Origin of the sequence: Parachitinimonas caeni, from assembly GCF_030129945.1 — a bacterium.
GTDB lineage: Bacteria > Pseudomonadota > Gammaproteobacteria > Burkholderiales > Chitinimonadaceae > Parachitinimonas > Parachitinimonas caeni.
Genome location: NZ_JARRAF010000052.1, coordinates 1 through 16,669 on the forward strand (window position 1 = coordinate 1; position 16,669 = coordinate 16,669).

Here is a 16,669-nt window from a genome sequence, read left to right on the forward strand (position 1 = left end):
ATTTGGTCGAAAACGCTTTTCTCAAGATCAAGCGATGGCGCGGGATTGCAACCCGCTACGCAAAACGACTGAAGTCGTTTGTCGCGGCCGTTCAAATACGGTGCCTTGCTCTTTGGCTGGAAATCTCGTGACGACACTATCTAGACCAATCATCAGACCTTTCTATTTTTTCTATAAATAAGAGGCGGGCAAACGGAATATGCCATCCGTAGGGCGGAAACCCGCGTGCAAACAGGCTTCGTTGCCGTTAAAACTTGCTATATTGCGGGGTAAGCTCTGTTGAAGCTTGCTGCTTCTTTGCCGTCCAGCGCCAAATTACAACCAGTTCGCCACACGAGGTAAGCGATCATGCAGTCAGCGATCCATTCGCCCATTCTGCTCGTCGAAGACAATGCCGATGACGAGACACTGACGATCCGCGCCTTCTCCAAGAACGGCATCCAGAACCCCATCGTGGTGGCTCGGGACGGCCAGGAGGCGGTCGATTACCTGTATGGCACTGGCTCCCATACCACACGCCCTGTCGATGCTCCGGTGCTGATACTGCTGGACATCAAGCTACCCAAGCTTTCCGGTATCGAAGTCCTGCGGCGGATTCGAGAAAACGAGTCAACCCGTCTGATTCCGGTAGTGGTGCTCACCACCTCGAAAGAAGAAGACGATCTGGTTAAAAGTTATAGCCTCGGCGCCAATAGCTATATCCGCAAGCCGGTCGATTTCATGCAGTTCATGGATGTCGTCAAGCAAGTCGGCATCTACTGGCTGATGCTCAACGAACCTGTTCACCACTGAGAGAGGGCAGAGTGCCTGCACTGCGCGTTCTCGTTGTCGATGATTCGGAAGATGACGCCCTGCTGGATGTTCTGGCATTGCGGCGGCAAGGCTACGAGATCGAATACGAACGGGTTGATACCGCCGAGGACATGCGTCAGCGCCTGAACAAGGCGCAGTGGGACGTTGTTCTCTCCGATTTTTCGATGCCCAATTTTTCGGCCATCGAAGCACTGCAGATTTTTCAGGAAGGTAGCTTCCCCATCCCCTTTATCGTCGTCACCGGCACCATTGGTGAGGAATCTGCCGTCGCCATGATGAAAGCCGGGGTCAACGATTTTGTCCTGAAAACCCATTTGAAGCGGCTCCCCACTGTTGTGGAACGCGAATTGCGCGAGTCGGATACCCGTGCCGCCAAATTCCGTGCCGAGGCGGCATTGCGGGAGAGCCAGGAGCGCTACGAGCTGGCGATTACCGGCGCCAACGATGGGCTCTGGGACTGGAATATCCGCGATAACACCATCTATCTGAGCCCGCGCTGGAAAGCGATGCTCGGCTACACCGAAGACGAGCTGCAGAATATCCCGTCCGAATCCTGGCTGGCGCTCGCGCATCCTGATGAAGTGCCCCTGCTGCGGGCCAAGCTGGTACAGCACATGAAGGGAGAGTCCCCTCACTTCGAAGCTGAGCACAGGATGTGCCACAAGGATGGCAACTGGCGCTGGATGCTGACACGCGGTATCGCGTTGATTGACCCGGAAACCCAGCAGGCTTATCGCATGGCTGGCTCGCTCACCGACATCACCGAACGCAAACGAGCCGAAGAACAGCTGCTGTACGACGCCCTGCATGATGGCCTGACCGGCTTGGCCAATCGTGCCTTGTTTACTGACTTCCTCGGCTTTTCGCTGGGTCATTCGCAACGCGACCCCAACTACCTGTGCGCGGTGCTCTGCCTCAATCTGGAACGCTTCCGCTATATCAACGACAGCTTCGGACATGGTATTGGCGACCAGATTCTGAAAATTACCGCCGAGCGCCTGGCCAGTGTGCGTCGGGGTGGTGATGTGGTCGCCCGTTTTGGCGGCGACGAATTTGCCATCCTGCTTGATGACATCGACGACGCCAACGACGCCAAACTCTTCACCGAGCAGATGCTCACTGAAGTGGCCAAGCCGATTCATGTGGAAGGGCACGAAGTCTATCCCGGTGCGCGAGTGGGTATTGCACTGTCATCCTCTGGCTACACCCATCCCGAAGAAATGATTCGGGATGCAGACACGGCCATGCATCGCGCCAAATCGCAGGGACGTGCCAAATACGAGATTTTCGACCGCGCCATGCATGGCACCATGCTGCGGGCACTGAAGATGGAACAGGAAATCCGCCGCGCGCTCGACTCGCACGAGTTTCTACCGTTCTATCAGCCGATCGTCGATCTATGTAGTGGCAAAGTCGCCGCATTCGAGGCATTGGTGCGCTGGAAAAAAGCGACAGGTGAACTGGTATCACCCGCTGAATTCATTCCTCTGGCAGAAGAGTTGGGGCTGATCAATCAAATCGGCCAGCAAATGCTGCAGATGGCGTGCGCACAGATCTCGACCTGGCAAAAAGACTTTCCCGCCGAAGCCTTGCAGATCAGCGTTAATCTATCTGGCAAGCAGTTCAACCAGCCCGATCTGGTTGACCAGGTGGATCGCGCCGTGGCCGAGGCGGGCATTGATGCCCAGTTTCTGGAGCTGGAAATCACCGAAAGCATCCTGATGGAAAATACGGATGCCATCGTCGAAATGCTGCAACGCTTTCGCGAACGCGGCATCCGTATTCTGATGGACGATTTTGGCACCGGGTATTCTTCGCTGTCTTACCTGCACCGTTTCCCCAGCAATGTCCTGAAAATCGACGGTTCATTTGTCCGACGCATGGGCGACGATACCGGCAGCCACGAAATTGTCCGAACCATTGTGCTGCTGGGCCACAATCTCGGCATGAAAGTCATTGCCGAGGGTGTCGAAACTTTCGAGCAATATTCAATGCTGAAGTCGATGGATTGCGACTATGCGCAGGGCTACCACATAGCCAAACCCATGCCGGCAGATCAGGCAACAACCTTCATTACCCAACGCAATCTGGGACTTTAAAACTGGCCTCTGGCCCTACTGAAAATGCGCAAGCGTATGCTTTTATCAGCCAAGGCAATGGCACCGGAGCGTCGCTCAGCCCTTTCAATTCGAGTTAAAAGACTTAAAACCAGAACCGGGTTTCCAGACTTATTATTCAGAGCATTAATTGATGATCACTTGCCATGTTCGATACGTCATCGACCCATACAAACTGGCTGAATTTGAGCATTATGGGAAAATGTGGATTCCACTGGTGGAGAAATTCGGCGGTACGCACCATGGCTATTTCCTCCCATCAGAAGGGGCCAATAATATAGCGCTTGCGCTATTCAGCTTCCCGTCCTTGAACCTCTATGCACAGTATCGCGAACAGGCAAGCCACGATGCAGAGTGCCAAGCCGCCAATGCTTATGCGACCGCTACCCGCTGCATCATCAGCTATGAACGCAATTTCTTTCGCCCCATGCTGTCGAATCGCCCTGCTTGATTGACTCTGACCTACCGCACCACACAATTCAATTCGGTCTTCGCTATGTGGATTCCGTCCCGCAGCCCTGGCATTGGGTTCCCGCCCTCCTCCCCTCTTTAGCAGAACGTTGGAAAGCCGCTAGCGTTCATACCCACCAGCCTTCGTCAAGCAATTGATGCGCGGTCATTGCGGCAAATCAAGCTTTTGCAAGTCGCCGCCGAACACCGCCACAGAATCTGATTTAGCGCAAAGTTGCGGTGCAACAAAGTGCCTATCTTGCACCCCATGCCAGCGATCTGTGCTGGCCGCATCAATCGGAGAAAAACATGAAAGGCAAGATTCTGCTGGCCCTGCTGGGCACGGTAATGGCAACTGGCGCAATGGCCGCTCAAGGCGATTTTCTGGTTCGGGGCCGCATCATCAATGTAGCGCCTAACGACAGCGCCGACTCGACCCTTGGTACGCTGGGTATCGACGTCAAGAATGACACCGTGCCGGAGCTCGACTTCACCTACATGATCACCCCTAACATCGGCGCCGAGCTGATTCTGGGGACATCGCGTCATGAAGTCACCTCCAACGGCGCCAGCCTCGGCAAAGTCAGCGTACTGCCACCGACCCTGACCGTGCAGTATCACTTTGCCCCGGATGCCACCGTACGTCCTTACATCGGTGCCGGTATCAACTACACCCGCTTCTATGATGTGGGTCTGCGTGCCGGCGGTGCCGATCTTGATGTGAAGAAGAACAGCTTTGGCGCAGCGCTGCAGGCAGGTGTTGATGTCGCTATCAACAAGAGCTGGTTCGTGAACTTTGACGTGAAAAAGATTTTCTTATCGACCGATGTAAGCGTTAAAAATGGCGCCAAACTCGGCAAGCTGACGATTGACCCCTGGGTCATCGGCATTGGCGTAGGCACCCGCTTCTAAGCCCGTGTCTTAAAAACCTGGGTTTGAATTCTGCAGACAAACTCATCAACAGCCAGCAGGACTCAGGTCCGACCGCCAACCTCCCGCCGTGCTGCACTGTCCCCCAAATGTATTTGCAGGGCGGCCCGGCGGGAGGCTTTTCCCCACGCAGCAAGTGCTCCTCATCAGACAACCGCAACACAGAGTCCAGACGTTAAAAAAGGCTCTTTCGAGCCTTTGCTATCTAACCAGCCTTTCAGCTGCTGTTTCAATTGTTGCCGGTCTTGCTGACGCTGGGCCTTCTCGGTTTTGCCGTGACAGCCACCCCGGCAGTGCTTCAATGCCATCGCTGCCACATCGCGGGGTTTGATGGTTTTGCCGTGTTGTTTCATGGTTCTACTTTCCTTCAGTGAAGCAATTGCTTGCAGTTTTTGGCGGGCACCACACGCGTTCCGGGCACCCGCTCCGTACCAATCAAATGGCCTTCAGATGTCAGCTTTAAGCCATGCAGCATCGTCACCAGACCTGACGTTCATCCTTTGATGCACACCACTTGCTTGAGCGTGTGTACCACCTCGACCAGATCCGTCTGGTTGGCCATGACGCGATCAATGTCTTTATAGGCTGCGGGAATCTCATCAATTACCCCCTCATCCTTGCGGCACTCCACTCCCGTAGTCTGCTGCTGCAGGTCTGCGCGGTTGAACTGGCGCCGGGCAGCCATACGGCTCATCCGCCTCCCTGCGCCATGCGAACAGGAACAATAACTGGCCCGATTCCCCAAGCCTCGGACGATGAAGCTCTTGGCACCCATCGACCCTGGAATGATGCCTAGCTCACCGAGCTGGGCACTGATGGCACCTTTGCGGGTAATGAACTGTTTCTGTCCGAAATGGGTTTCCTGTGTCACGTAGTTGTGATGACAGTTAATTGCCTCGCCCACCACGGCAAATGGCGGCAGCAGAGGCCGCATCGCCTCCAGCACCAGCTGCATCATGGTTTGGCGATTCATCCACGCATATTCCTGCGCCCAGGTCACGGCCGACACGTAGTCGTCGAAGAGGCAGGAACCTGCTTTCAGGTATGCCAGATCCGCATGTGGCAGCTGGATCTTATGCCGGCGCATATCCTTCTGCGCCGCCGCAATGAAGTAGCGGCCAATCGCATTGCCGACCCCACGACTCCCGGAATGCAGCATGATCCACACCTGCCCCACCTCATCCAGACAAAGCTCAATAAAGTGATTGCCACCTCCCAACGTGCCCAGCTGACTGCGCCAGGTCTCGTCGAACTTGCGCTGCATTCTGGCGATGTCGGGATAGCGCTCGATGATCGCCGCAATGCCTCCGGATAACAGTTGGCAACGCTGCTGATGGTCGGCGCTACGCGCCTTTGAGGCGGCGTGCTGGGCGAATCCAACGGGCACCACGGCCTCTATGGCGCTGCGCAGTGGCGCCAAATTATCGGGAAGCGCTTCTGCGCGCAGACTGAGTTGTACGGCATTCATGCCGCAGCCGATATCAACCCCGACCGCAGCGGGAATCACCGCCTCAGTCGTCGGAATCACCGAACCAACTGTCGCCCCGATACCGGCGTGAACATCCGGCATGGCAGCGATGTGGCCACTGACGATAGACAAATTAGCGACGTTGACTAGCTGCTGCAAGGCCTCCGGCTCGATATCACTGGTATACAGCTTGATCGGCACCCGGCCTTTGTTGATTTGTAAATGCACTGGCATTTCGAAACTTTCTCGAATGCCTGGCGTATCGCGAAGCGCCTCAATCAAACGGCGATGGAGGCATGACCAAATAAAAAGCCCCGGCAGATACGCCAGGGCTTTTAGAAGACTAATCTAGCACCCGGCCTGGAACACGGAATTAACCGGCCCAAGCCCAATGCCTGGAAACCGGATCAGCGGGGCAAGCCCCGAGTAGCAATACGAACCATGATTAGCCTCCTTTCTTGTTGCGGTGCAATATGTCTGCAGGGGCCGAAAACTACCCAAGCCTCGCGGTAGCTGTCAAGACATTTGTTCTTGATAGGCGCGCCAAGCCACACGACGCCCAGAAAAAGCAGTCCAAGCGAGACGACCCCAACGGGTTCTGCAAACGGTTATCTCTGCGGGTTTGCCAGCGATAGATGATGGCGCCTGCTAAAATTCCCCAGTTTTCTAATCTACTGGGAATTCGCATGGCTCAATATGTGATGTCAATGCTGCGCGTGAGCAAGATTGTTCCGCCCAAGCGTCAGATTATTAAAGATATTTCCCTCAGCTTCTTCCCCGGCGCCAAGATCGGCCTGCTCGGTCTGAATGGTTCGGGCAAGTCCACGGTGCTCAAGCTCATGGCTGGCGTCGATAAGGAATATGAAGGTGAGATCCAGCATCTGCCGAATATCAAGATCGGCTACTTGCCCCAGGAACCCCAGCTAGACCCCAACAAGACCGTGCGAGAAGAAGTTGAGAGCGGCATGGGCGAAGTCATGGACGCCAAGAAAAAGCTTGAGGAAGTTTACGCCGCTTATGCAGAACCCGATGCCGACTTTGACAAGCTGGCGGAAGAGCAGGCAAGGCTGGAAGCCATTATCGCAGCGGGTGCGAATGACAATGTCGAGCATCAACTGGAAATTGCTGCCGATGCATTACGCCTGCCACCCTGGGATGCCAACATCGGGGTGCTGTCCGGCGGTGAAAAGCGCCGAGTCGCCTTGTGCAAACTGCTATTGTCCAAGCCAGACATGCTGCTGCTGGACGAACCGACCAACCACCTGGATGCCGAATCAGTAGAGTGGCTGGAGCAGTTTCTGGTCCGCTTCCCTGGCACCGTTGTCGCTGTCACCCACGATCGTTACTTCCTCGACAATGCCGCAGAGTGGATTCTGGAACTCGACCGTGGCCAGGGCATTCCCTGGAAGGGCAACTACTCCAGCTGGCTGGAGCAGAAGGATGCCCGTCTGGAGCAGGAAGGTCGCCAGGAGGCCGCCCGCCAGAAAGCCATGAAGCAAGAACTGGAGTGGGTGCGCCAGAGCCCCAAAGCCCGCCAGGCCAAGTCCAAAGCCCGTATCGCCCGCTTTGAAGAGCTTTCCAGCCAGGAACACCAGAAGCGCAACGAAACCCAGGAAATTTTCATTCCGGTAGCCGAGCGCCTCGGTAATGAAGTCATCGAGTTCGAAAATGTCAGCAAGGGCTTTGGCGATCGCCTGTTGATCGACAACCTGAGCTTCAAAGCCCCCGCCGGGGCGATTGTCGGCATCATCGGCCCCAACGGCGCTGGGAAATCGACGCTGTTCAAGATGATCGCCGCCAAAGAACAACCCGATTCCGGCACCGTAAAAATTGGTCAAACCGTACAAATGGCCTTTGTCGAGCAGCACCGCGAGGGCCTGGAAGGCGACAAGACGGTATTTGAAGACGTTGCCGGCGGCCACGAGATGATCCAGGTCGGAAAGTTTGAAATGAGCAGCCGGGCTTACCTGGGCCGCTTCAACTTCAAAGGGGCGGATCAACAGAAGAAGGTTGGCATGCTGTCCGGCGGCGAGCGCGGTCGTCTGCACCTGGCCAAGACCTTGCTTAAGGGTGGCAACGTGCTACTGCTGGATGAGCCATCCAACGATCTCGACGTGGAAACCCTGCGGGCACTGGAAGATGCACTGCTGGAATTTGCCGGCACGGTGTTCGTCATCAGCCACGACCGCTGGTTCCTGGACCGGATTGCCACACACATTCTCGCGGCAGAAGGCGACTCCCAGTGGACGTTCTTTGATGGTAACTATCAGGAGTACGAGGCTGACAAGAAGAAGCGCCTCGGTGAAGAAGGTGCCAAGCCCAAACGGATTCGTTACAAGCCGATCACGCGCTAAGCACCCGCAGCAAGAAGAAAAAGCCAGCCCTTACGGCTGGCTTTTCTTTTGCAGCTTTCGCTCAGGGTTGTACGACAATCACGCCACCCACAACGTCCTTCAATGGATCGCACGGGGGAATCTTGATAATCGACTTGTTGATGGCTACCAGGCCCCCCAGATTGACCGGCGAAATTGCGACACTCCCGTCACCACCGCCAGCAACCACTGCCAACTCTTCCAGATTCAATTCACACGGGGCATTTACTTCTGTCTTGAACATGACAATCTCCTATCCAAATTTAAATTAAATAGGTGCCACATCAGCACCCAACATCACTCTCTGAAAACAAAGCCCGAAACTTAATTATTTATTAACTTCGAAGCTCGCGATTTTGCGAAATTCATTTATCGCTAACCGTGAATACAATTTATCAAACAAAAATATCTCCAACAATGAGTCACATATCCCGAACAAAGACAAATCTTTGTCAAATATTACCAATAACCTTTAATTGCAACTTAGATAGCCAGATGCCTATTTTGAATTTGCCACAGAAATGCAAAAAGCCGGAAAGTTTCCTCTCCGGCTTTTATTTGGCATTACTTTGATCAAGATCCGGGAGCAAGCCGGATCGATAAACAGCATCAGTTGTCGCGCCGACCACCTGTCAACAAGTACGCAACAGCCTGGACTTTATTATTCACGCCTAATTTTTGATAGATATTACTTAACTGATTCCGAACCGTTTTAGGACTGCACCCTAGCTCCGAGGCAACATCTGGTGCCTGCAACCCCTTGGCACTCAGATTAAGAATCTGGCGCTGACGCTCAGTCAGAATTTCGAGTCCCATTTCACATCTCCTTTATCATTCAAAAAATACATTTCTAAAAGGACGCCAATCTCGATAGTGGTTTAGTGTAGAAACACGCCTTCCCGCAATGTGCTAATTACCAATCTCCGATTTTCTACAAAGTCTTGTCTGAAGAACGATCGGGTAAACTCCACGCACATCATTAGAACCAGACATATCTTTCGCAAAAATTCCACATTCAGCCAGATCGCATTCTACAAACGCCGTCTCGCGCCATAGCGACAACAAAAAATATAAGTGTTGCGACCAAGGATGATTCTAGGGACATTCCGCCCATTAGAAACTACTGCAAATGCAGGGGCTGTTCGAAAAGGATCAGGCAAAAACCAAACACAGTGAGGAAACCCGTGTACCGATCCAATCGCCATGGCCCATATCTCCCTACGTGATCTGAAAGGTAAACCCCAAATTTTGGGTCGAATAGAGGCAGTGAAAAATCTACAGAACATGACACGATTGCCGCGCTCGTCTGACTGCAGGCTTTATGCTGGAGAAGTTGTGCAAAGGTGAAGGCCGATGGCGGGCAATGCGCGATCCGCATACTGATTCAGGAAGACGCCTCACTTGCCGGCATACCAAACCGAGCAGGCAAGCCACTGCGTACACATTGATTGAATCATGACCTTGACAGACTCCAGCCCCAGGCCCTTGAGAAATACCTGACTGCCACCGGATTATGTCCTTTTTCCGTCTCAACTTCCGGCGCAGGAAGGACACCACAGCCGTTGTTCCTGGGCGACCTGGACCATTGCGCCTGCCGGCAGATGGGTTGTTGCTTTCGCGGTTACCGGCTGCTTCAGTTTGTAGGCTGCGGAGCCAGCCCCGAGAGCTTTTCCAAGCCTTGGTGCCACGTCTTGCACAGGGCGCTCACGGCCTTGATCCCACCAAAGGCTTCTTCGATCATCTTGCGACGGAGCAGGCTCATCGCATAACACCTTGTCACGCGCGAGGGCGGCCATCCACGGCGCGGCTGGTGGCCTGGAATACGATATGAGTCTCGATGGCCCGGCACTCTCGTTCACGGATAGAGCTTTCACGGTCTTAACCCTTGCCCCCAACCGTGGCGCCCGCCTAGCGGACACTGCGCGCCATCATCGCCTGAGCGACTTCCCTCTCGGCCCGGCCATTGGCTTGGGTCGTTTCCACATCCACGATCAGGCCGTTGCGGTTCTCTGCCAGCGCATGGGCCATGTAGCGCAGCTTGTTGCTCGGTGAACTCGGCGCTCTTGTACGGCCGCGACCGCAGGTTGGTGGTACTTCCAAGGATGACGTTGCCGCACTTCTCGCCTTGGAAGTCCACTCCAGGATTGCGTTCCTGCCGTAGGCGCGAGTCGCTGCTCGCGAGGCTAAGGTGTTCGTCCAGGGCGACGCCCTGCCACTCGGCGAGATACGTCACGCGCAAGAAGCACTCGCAGCCCCTGTCGGTACACAGCGGACGGTAGCAATTGATGCTAAACATGGCGCGATCCCTCACCGCTTCATCCCTGGTCAGGCCAACGATCAACGGAACAGCAAGGTGTATCCAGCGGCTCTATCAATCGGCACTCGCTACGCACAGTAAACAAAATCTGGAGCAGCCGGGCGGAATCGACGGGCGGCCGGTATGCGAATCGCTATCATCGTTCCGTAAACGCATGCTAGCCATGATGCCATCGGCCAGCTGGCGCAAAGGGGAATCGGTAGGGCGCGATGTTCGACGCTGACGTAACTCAACATCGATGCCTGGGAATTCCTCTTGGCCGCGCATGGGAATTTGGGGAAAGCTGGAACGGGCGGCAAGCCCCCTTTACCTCAAAACCCACGCATGGGCTGGGACAGCGTATTTCTCACCAGCCAGCTAGTGTGGACATGCGACAGCCAAGCAATCGAATAGCACACCGAATCCTAACCGGTAACCAATCAGATGAAACACACGCCGAAAATTGAATTGAGTACTCGAACCAAGAACTCAAATAAAAGGGGAGAAGATCTGACTCAAAATAATGCGTGGTGCCCCCGACAGGAATCGAACCTGTAATTGCCCCTTAGGAGGGGGCCGTTATATCCATTTAACTACGGAGACACTACCTAAAAACTACAAGTGAGCGCGTTGCGCGCCATCCACTCGCCGCCAAATGGCTAGCCGGTAATTATACAAGATTAATCGACTATGAGACAGCTCGCGCAACAATGCCGATGAGCCCCACCCAACTCACCTGGGAACAATGCTCACTGTCATGCCCAAGTACCTGGAAGTATTCGGACACAACAAGGAGCGTGAACTCTCGCTCCCTCAAGGGAGTCACCACCAAGCCCGTACTACAATCAATTTTTTTGAGTTCCAAAAAAATCGACTGAAATTTCCTCTAGATGCCGAAAGAAGCGCCACAGGACATAAGTCATACTCTCGAAGCGAGCCGCTATGGCTCGAATTACTCAAGAAAGGGAATTCACATCCTCTCAGCCCCCCCCTAAATATCAACCGCAACGAAAAATGCCGAAATCAGCAGCACCAGAGCAGTCATAATCGCCCGAATTTTGGATAACCAATGATCATTGGATTGCGCATGACAAGCCATATCACCTGAGCTGTCGGGTCACTCCCACCCAAACTCCTCATGCGCGGAAATCTGGACTTTTACTACATGAATGACTTAGGCACGCCAAGTATTGAATAGCCAGAGCGTAGGGTGGCGGATGGAAACAGCATGGTTACAGGTTGGCCCAAGGCAAGGACACAAAGCCTCCATACCTGATTGAGCTACAGAGCAAAAACTGTCGCCATTAAATTAGGTATTGGGAACACACCATCAATCATTAGGGCTGCGTGCTTACCTGCTTCGCAGAGTGCAGCACAGCTCACCATCACGTGAGCCACAGCGAACGCTTGCAGAAGCATCACTGCGCCAACACATCGCGTTATGCACACCCAGTCCTTGTTCTGCCCAAAATGAGGAATTCCATTCGGCCAAATCAACGCCTCGCTCTTTAGACCATCTCCGTACTTTCACCACATTTCGTCAAATGTGTTGCATTTTTAGCAATGCGAAGACAACTCGGTCTTTTGCAGTACACCGAATCTCTGAGGCAGCTCCACGACGCCCCAAATGCCCCCCCACCCCGCTTCCTATCAGCCCAAAGACTCAAATACGGAGTGCCAAATCACGCCATTATCTTGTAAGCACAGCGTCAGAATTTTTCTCATTAGGGTTCTCCCGCTTGAGCTACTGGTAATATGCGGTAGCATCAGCAAATAATTTGACAATCCATTGCATTTTTTTCAGATATTCGCCTGAAAAGTTCGATGATGGAGCTATAAATACAAACAATTTGGAGAATATTCCGGGCCTCTACGACAGAAGGCCATGCGCCGCGGCATGTTGTGTTCTGCAAGGAGCCCATCAAACCGGATAGGAGGAGGAAGCGTGACAACCCTGAAATTAATTGCAGCACCCAATACAGACTTTTCGCGCAGCCGTGCGCGAGCGCTACTAAAAGTTAGAGGCGAGCCTACAGCTCAACAAGTTGCACAAATAGAGCAACTGGGAGCAGGACTCTCGTCTTTGCGCCTGGCAACCAAGGAAATGGCAGAACAAGGCGCTCCAAGGGAGCTGGTGACACTAGCTTTGGGTGATGTTTTATTTGGGGAGTTATTGAGACTACACGATCCGCAGCAAGCGGCATCGCGCTTGATTGGTATGTTTGAAGCACATGCCAATCGTTCATTAGGAATTTGGTCATGATGGCAACACGACAGGAGGTCGCCGGCAACTCACCGGCAATGGCCGCATCTTTTGACGACGTTGGTGAACTGCTTACCGTAAGCTGCTTTCTCGGCGTGCTTGGGGGAGTAGTTCTACTGATCATTGCAGGGCTATGGGCAGACCACTCCTGGCATGCCTACCGCACCGCCAATCGTTGCACCCCCCTCTCGACAGAACATCCCCATATCAGTGACGAATTATCCGTATCCAATCAACGCTCAAAGACACCAGCAGTCACCCCATTTGCAAGCGAAGCAATCCGCTGGCAATGCTCAAACGGCTAATAAAGCTCGTTGACGTTCCTTCCCACGAAGGGAAGAAACGTCAACCTGTAGCAGTGCCCATTCGCAAATTGCATTTCCTCCAAGTCTTGTCGCAAATCTGCGCCTAAATTCATTCAGAATCCAGAGCTCAACAGTTAATGAGTAGCTGATAGCAGACAGCGGAAAATGTGGCACTGTTCGGGTGTTGATCACGTCGTTCAATTTAGTACTGAATTGCAAACTTTCGATAGGCAAAGCCCAACAACCAAATCGGACCAACTAGCAAGAACTGTATATCCTTAAAAAAGGAAGGCTTCTTCCCCTCTATTTTATGGCCAATAAATTGGCCTATCCACGCCAAGACAAACACCGCCAAAGAAATAGTAAATACATCCTTAATTTGTGCGATGCCAAAAATCATAATGGTCGAGATAAAAGCCATTCCCACCATAATGGGAGTGGATAGCAAAGAATAGTAGACAAGACTCAATACAACGAATCCAATTGCCACTAGCTGATGAACATGCCACAACATGCCCAAAAGAGAGAAGGTTATTAGTGGCACGCATACCCAATGTATTCGCTTATTTATTACGTTTTGATGGCTCGAACCATACTCATCGAAGAGTGCATCTATCTTTGCCATGATAATCTCCATATAGTTATATATAGGGTATAACTTAGCAAAGGATGGTAACCAGATCTTGAACATTTCTGCTAATTGTACGCATCAGCAGCTACGTCAGAACAAAATTTAGCCGGGCTCGGTTGGCTTTCTCAATAATAGGTATGCATCTACGTCTAGCAATCGCAATCAGACAGGCAGCTTACAAAGGGTCACCTCTGCTCTTTGCAAAAAAGAAGGTGATATCCCCAGAATATCTGCAAAATTCCGACTCATATGTGAGGAATCCGAAAATCCGCAAGAGTGCGCTGCAAATGTCGCTGAATGGCCACTTGCTAAGTAATTTGCAGCCTTTACAGATCGACGCCACAATAGATATCGCTTGAGAGAAACTCCCGTTTGCTCAGTAAATAGATGCGCAAACCGAGAGGAAGATAGATTGGTATTACGCCTTAAACTAGAGATGTCACTGACACCACAAATATTTATTTTTTCCAAAACTTCTACGATACGAGAATCCATCCCTACTTTAGGCCAATTACGAATCGGGAAGGACTTCAAGATTTCACTTGCACACAACCAAGCATTACTTTCATATAAATTATTACAACAAAATTTTAATAAACTTAAAACCTTACTCCAATCTCCATCGTTCTGAAAAACCTCTATTGACTTCCCAGCTACGCCCCCTTGAAAGGGCATACCTACCTCCAGAAAAAAATGAGCGAGCAAGCTTCCTCGTGCAGTGATCTTGTGCTTTGAATTAGGATAAATTGCAACAATCGAGACCTCCTTCTCGTCAGCATTTGATTGACAAAGGAAAGATCTATCCAATGAAAAAGAAAGCTGCAGCGCACAATGCGAATGCAGCTTCGAATCACCATCCCGACAAAACGCAAGAGCCATCCCTGGCCATATAAATACTCTGTCGCGTAGCATATCTACGATATAAAATAATTACTATCTGATCATTCACCAGACGGAGCGATCCCCTTGACTAAAAGCCAGCATTTTTTCTATTGGCGCTCTTGCGGCATTCATCTGCGCCTCCGTTAAATAATCAATTTTAATTCCATCCCCAGACTGCGCGCGTTTTACCGCCTCTATGGTATTGAGTTTCATATATGGACATTGATTGCACTGGCATCCGGCATAAATAGGGGCTTGAGCAATTTTTAAATCCGGCCGCGCCAAGCCCATGTTATAAAGAATGCCATCTTCCGTTGCAACAAAAATAGTCGAGTTGGAATCTCCGGAAAAATCAATAATCCACTTCAACATACCAGAAGTAGAACCTACATAATTGGCGCGCTTCAGCACAGGCAGCGGGCTCTCAGGATGCGCAATCAAATACACGCTCCCCTCCACCTCTTGCATAGCTGTCAAAAGGGCTTCTTCATTGAATTTATCATGAACCTCACACACCGCAGACCATAGCGGCATATCATATCCATACTGAAAGTTCAAATATGCCCCCATATTGCGATCTGGAGAAAATATTACCTTTCGTCCTTTTGAGTATAAATGCGCAATGATGTCATCAACATTTCTGCTCGTAACAATCCAATCAGACAGCGCTTTATGCTCTGCACTTGAGTTTATATATGAGACGTGCACATAGTCACTATGTTCTTCACGCCACCGCTTTAAATCATTTACATCTGTTTGCGTCACGAGAGAACAAGTGGACCCTCTATCAGGCAATATTACTTCTGCGCGAGGATTTAGTATTTTCGCTGTCTCTGCCATAAATCGCACACCAGCAAAAACAATAACTTCTGCATCAGACTGCTTTGCAAAAAGCGAGAGCTCTAAACTATCACCTACTTTATCCGCCATTTTCTGAATTTCGGGCGCAGTATAGTAATGAGCAAGCGTAACAACACGACGTGACATATTGAAATTCCCTAGAAATCTAGCACATCAAACAAGCAATTATGTGCATGCCTATCTTTAATCAACAAAACCACACAGCAAATATCGCTACATATCAAGACAATTCGAACATTTCTCAATCTCTCTCGTAACATCTACTCAGTTCGATTGATGTCTCCATCCACCTCTCGTGCGTAGATCACTACCTCATGTAAGCACGGAGTGAAGTTGCCCATTATTCTCTCATAGCACACAGCAATACTGCGAAGTCATAGATTGATCGCTGCGGGCCCCTGATGTCAGGCTAGTTGTCGCGTTGATCGTTTGAAGTGAAAGAAAACGGGGGCGGAGAAAGTCATGAGATGTTGCGGTATACCGAAGAGCGGAAAGAAGCGGTACTGAAGAAGTTACTTCCCCCGATCAACAGGTCGGTGGCGGCCGTGTCGAGGGAAGAAGGGATATCCGGGGCGACGCTGTACAATTGGCGCAATCAAGCCAAAGCCTATGGAGTTCCCGTGCCTGGAGAGAAGCCTTCACCGGATGATTGGTCAGCCGAGGCCAAGTTTGCGGTGGTGATTGAGACGGCGGCGCTGTCAGAGATCGAGTTGAGTGAGTATTGTCGGCGTAAGGGCCTCTATGTCGAGCAGGTTCATGCCTGGCGGCAAGCCTGCATTGAGGGTCAGCAGTCCAGTCGTGAACGTCAGCAGGCGGAGAGAGATCAGGTCAAAGCAGATCGCAAGCGCATCAAGGAACTGGAACGAGAGCTGAGACGCAAAGAGAAAGCCCTGGCATCATGCGCCGCCGGCTACACACATTGCCACCGGGCCGCGCCAGGTGTGGTCCTGGGACATCAGTGTGCCGCAGCAAGCGGCGTAGGAAATGAGGATATGGCCCCTCGCCATCGGCTTGCAGGAGCGGTTGGCAAACCGCCATGAGCGGCTTGGGTCAAAAGCCCTGGTCGTGAGCGTCATGGAAAAGGCGCCGTGAAGGCGTCAGGTATGGATCAAGGAAGACGAACAACCGTGAACTGCCGTTCAAGTGTCGAAACATGTCAATCGGCACCCAATTTTTTCCAGCGACCGGCATCCAAAAGTTTCCATCTGATCATCCGATTTTGGCCTGACTCCTGCGCTGCTTGAACCGGAACGAATCATTCCCTGTTTCCAGTATTTCGCA

Annotated in this window: 16 protein-coding genes, 1 tRNA gene and 2 pseudogenes; 9 read left to right on the forward strand and 10 right to left on the reverse strand. The window is 52.1% G+C overall.

Annotated features, from left to right (window positions below; translation table 11 throughout):
* The 5 genes and pseudogenes from PZA18_RS22335 to PZA18_RS22355 all read left to right on the forward strand — a co-directional run.
* Window positions 1-131 (forward strand): annotated as a pseudogene (locus PZA18_RS22335) (IS5/IS1182 family transposase); the annotation flags it as partial.
* 217 nt (window positions 132-348) lie between these two features.
* Complete coding sequence (locus PZA18_RS22340) at window positions 349-792, forward strand: response regulator (protein ID WP_284103113.1); 444 nt, start codon at window positions 349-351, stop codon at window positions 790-792.
* 11 nt (window positions 793-803) lie between these two features.
* Window positions 804-2,912, forward strand: a complete 2,109-nt coding sequence (locus PZA18_RS22345) for a putative bifunctional diguanylate cyclase/phosphodiesterase (RefSeq protein ID WP_284103114.1) — start codon at window positions 804-806, stop codon at window positions 2,910-2,912.
* A 151-nt stretch (window positions 2,913-3,063) separates the two neighbouring features.
* A complete protein-coding gene (locus PZA18_RS22350; protein WP_284103115.1) occupies window positions 3,064-3,381 on the forward strand; it encodes an NIPSNAP family protein in 318 nt (105 codons plus the stop codon).
* Between the two features lie 308 nt (window positions 3,382-3,689).
* Complete coding sequence (locus PZA18_RS22355; RefSeq protein ID WP_284103116.1) at window positions 3,690-4,292, forward strand: OmpW/AlkL family protein; 603 nt, start codon at window positions 3,690-3,692, stop codon at window positions 4,290-4,292.
* 164 nt (window positions 4,293-4,456) lie between these two features.
* Here PZA18_RS22355 and PZA18_RS22360 read toward each other — a convergent pair whose 3' ends face one another.
* Both PZA18_RS22360 and PZA18_RS22365 read right to left on the reverse strand, forming a co-directional pair.
* On the reverse strand, window positions 4,457-4,663 hold the full coding sequence (locus tag PZA18_RS22360) for a hypothetical protein (protein WP_284103117.1): 207 nt from the start codon (window positions 4,661-4,663) through the stop codon (window positions 4,457-4,459).
* Between the two features lie 140 nt (window positions 4,664-4,803).
* Window positions 4,804-6,012 (reverse strand): RtcB family protein, encoded by a 1,209-nt coding sequence (locus PZA18_RS22365; RefSeq protein WP_284103118.1) that lies wholly within the window; start codon window positions 6,010-6,012, stop codon window positions 4,804-4,806.
* Window positions 6,013-6,464: 452 nt separating this feature from the next.
* On the opposite strand from PZA18_RS22365, the gene ettA reads away from it, so the two are divergent.
* Window positions 6,465-8,132 (forward strand): energy-dependent translational throttle protein EttA, encoded by a 1,668-nt coding sequence (gene ettA / locus PZA18_RS22370; RefSeq protein ID WP_284103119.1) that lies wholly within the window; start codon window positions 6,465-6,467, stop codon window positions 8,130-8,132.
* A gap of 61 nt (window positions 8,133-8,193) precedes the next feature.
* Here ettA and PZA18_RS22375 read toward each other — a convergent pair whose 3' ends face one another.
* The 5 genes from PZA18_RS22375 to PZA18_RS22395 form a co-directional block, all read right to left on the reverse strand.
* On the reverse strand, window positions 8,194-8,394 hold the full coding sequence (locus tag PZA18_RS22375) for a hypothetical protein (protein WP_284103120.1): 201 nt from the start codon (window positions 8,392-8,394) through the stop codon (window positions 8,194-8,196).
* A 365-nt stretch (window positions 8,395-8,759) separates the two neighbouring features.
* Window positions 8,760-8,966: a response regulator transcription factor gene (locus PZA18_RS22380; protein ID WP_284103121.1), complete on the reverse strand. Its 207-nt coding sequence runs from the start codon at window positions 8,964-8,966 to the stop codon at window positions 8,760-8,762.
* 817 nt (window positions 8,967-9,783) lie between these two features.
* A complete protein-coding gene (locus tag PZA18_RS22385) occupies window positions 9,784-9,912 on the reverse strand; it encodes a hypothetical protein (protein ID WP_284103122.1) in 129 nt (42 codons plus the stop codon).
* Window positions 9,913-10,058: 146 nt separating this feature from the next.
* Window positions 10,059-10,250 (reverse strand): hypothetical protein, encoded by a 192-nt coding sequence (locus PZA18_RS22390; RefSeq protein ID WP_284103123.1) that lies wholly within the window; start codon window positions 10,248-10,250, stop codon window positions 10,059-10,061.
* 724 nt (window positions 10,251-10,974) lie between these two features.
* Window positions 10,975-11,049: transfer RNA gene (locus tag PZA18_RS22395), tRNA-Arg, on the reverse strand.
* A 1,342-nt stretch (window positions 11,050-12,391) separates the two neighbouring features.
* Here PZA18_RS22395 and PZA18_RS22400 point away from each other — a divergent pair.
* Together PZA18_RS22400 and PZA18_RS22405 are read left to right on the forward strand one after the other, a co-directional pair.
* Window positions 12,392-12,709, forward strand: a complete 318-nt coding sequence (locus PZA18_RS22400) for a hypothetical protein (RefSeq protein ID WP_284103124.1) — start codon at window positions 12,392-12,394, stop codon at window positions 12,707-12,709.
* Window positions 12,706-13,014, forward strand: a complete 309-nt coding sequence (locus PZA18_RS22405) for a hypothetical protein (RefSeq protein ID WP_284103125.1) — start codon at window positions 12,706-12,708, stop codon at window positions 13,012-13,014. The genes PZA18_RS22400 and PZA18_RS22405 overlap by 4 nt, the downstream gene beginning before the upstream one ends.
* Before the next feature lie 202 nt (window positions 13,015-13,216).
* On the opposite strand, the gene PZA18_RS22410 is transcribed toward PZA18_RS22405, so the two are convergent.
* From PZA18_RS22410 to nadA, 3 genes are all read right to left on the reverse strand, one after another.
* Window positions 13,217-13,639, reverse strand: a complete 423-nt coding sequence (locus PZA18_RS22410; RefSeq protein WP_284103126.1) for an Mpo1 family 2-hydroxy fatty acid dioxygenase — start codon at window positions 13,637-13,639, stop codon at window positions 13,217-13,219.
* A gap of 168 nt (window positions 13,640-13,807) precedes the next feature.
* Window positions 13,808-14,320 carry a helix-turn-helix domain-containing protein gene (locus PZA18_RS22415; protein WP_284103127.1) on the reverse strand — a complete coding sequence of 171 codons (513 nt, stop codon included), beginning with the start codon at window positions 14,318-14,320 and terminating at the stop codon, window positions 13,808-13,810.
* 270 nt (window positions 14,321-14,590) lie between these two features.
* Window positions 14,591-15,514 carry a quinolinate synthase NadA gene (nadA, locus tag PZA18_RS22420; RefSeq protein WP_284103128.1) on the reverse strand — a complete coding sequence of 308 codons (924 nt, stop codon included), beginning with the start codon at window positions 15,512-15,514 and terminating at the stop codon, window positions 14,591-14,593.
* A 341-nt stretch (window positions 15,515-15,855) separates the two neighbouring features.
* On the opposite strand from nadA, the pseudogene PZA18_RS22425 reads away from it, so the two are divergent.
* Window positions 15,856-16,296 (forward strand): annotated as a pseudogene (locus tag PZA18_RS22425) (transposase); the annotation flags it as partial.
* Window positions 16,297-16,669 lie beyond the last annotated feature (373 nt).

Excerpts from the sequence above, each read along its gene's own strand:
- PZA18_RS22340 (WP_284103113.1), top strand. The coding sequence starts at position 349 with ATGCAGTCAGCGATCCATTCGCCCATTCTGCTCGTCGAAGACAATGCC.
- PZA18_RS22350 (WP_284103115.1), top strand. The coding sequence starts at position 3,064 with ATGATCACTTGCCATGTTCGATACGTCATCGACCCATACAAACTGGCT.
- PZA18_RS22355 (WP_284103116.1), top strand. The coding sequence starts at position 3,690 with ATGAAAGGCAAGATTCTGCTGGCCCTGCTGGGCACGGTAATGGCAACT.
- PZA18_RS22360 (WP_284103117.1), bottom strand. The coding sequence starts at position 4,663 with ATGAAACAACACGGCAAAACCATCAAACCCCGCGATGTGGCAGCGATG.
- PZA18_RS22365 (WP_284103118.1), bottom strand. The coding sequence starts at position 6,012 with ATGCCAGTGCATTTACAAATCAACAAAGGCCGGGTGCCGATCAAGCTG.
- ettA (WP_284103119.1), top strand. The coding sequence starts at position 6,465 with ATGGCTCAATATGTGATGTCAATGCTGCGCGTGAGCAAGATTGTTCCG.
- PZA18_RS22375 (WP_284103120.1), bottom strand. The coding sequence starts at position 8,394 with ATGTTCAAGACAGAAGTAAATGCCCCGTGTGAATTGAATCTGGAAGAG.
- PZA18_RS22380 (WP_284103121.1), bottom strand. The coding sequence starts at position 8,966 with ATGGGACTCGAAATTCTGACTGAGCGTCAGCGCCAGATTCTTAATCTG.
- PZA18_RS22385 (WP_284103122.1), bottom strand. The coding sequence starts at position 9,912 with ATGAGCCTGCTCCGTCGCAAGATGATCGAAGAAGCCTTTGGTGGGATC.
- PZA18_RS22405 (WP_284103125.1), top strand. The coding sequence starts at position 12,706 with ATGATGGCAACACGACAGGAGGTCGCCGGCAACTCACCGGCAATGGCC.
- PZA18_RS22410 (WP_284103126.1), bottom strand. The coding sequence starts at position 13,639 with ATGGCAAAGATAGATGCACTCTTCGATGAGTATGGTTCGAGCCATCAA.
- PZA18_RS22415 (WP_284103127.1), bottom strand. The coding sequence starts at position 14,320 with ATGCCCTTTCAAGGGGGCGTAGCTGGGAAGTCAATAGAGGTTTTTCAG.
- nadA (WP_284103128.1), bottom strand. The coding sequence starts at position 15,514 with ATGTCACGTCGTGTTGTTACGCTTGCTCATTACTATACTGCGCCCGAA.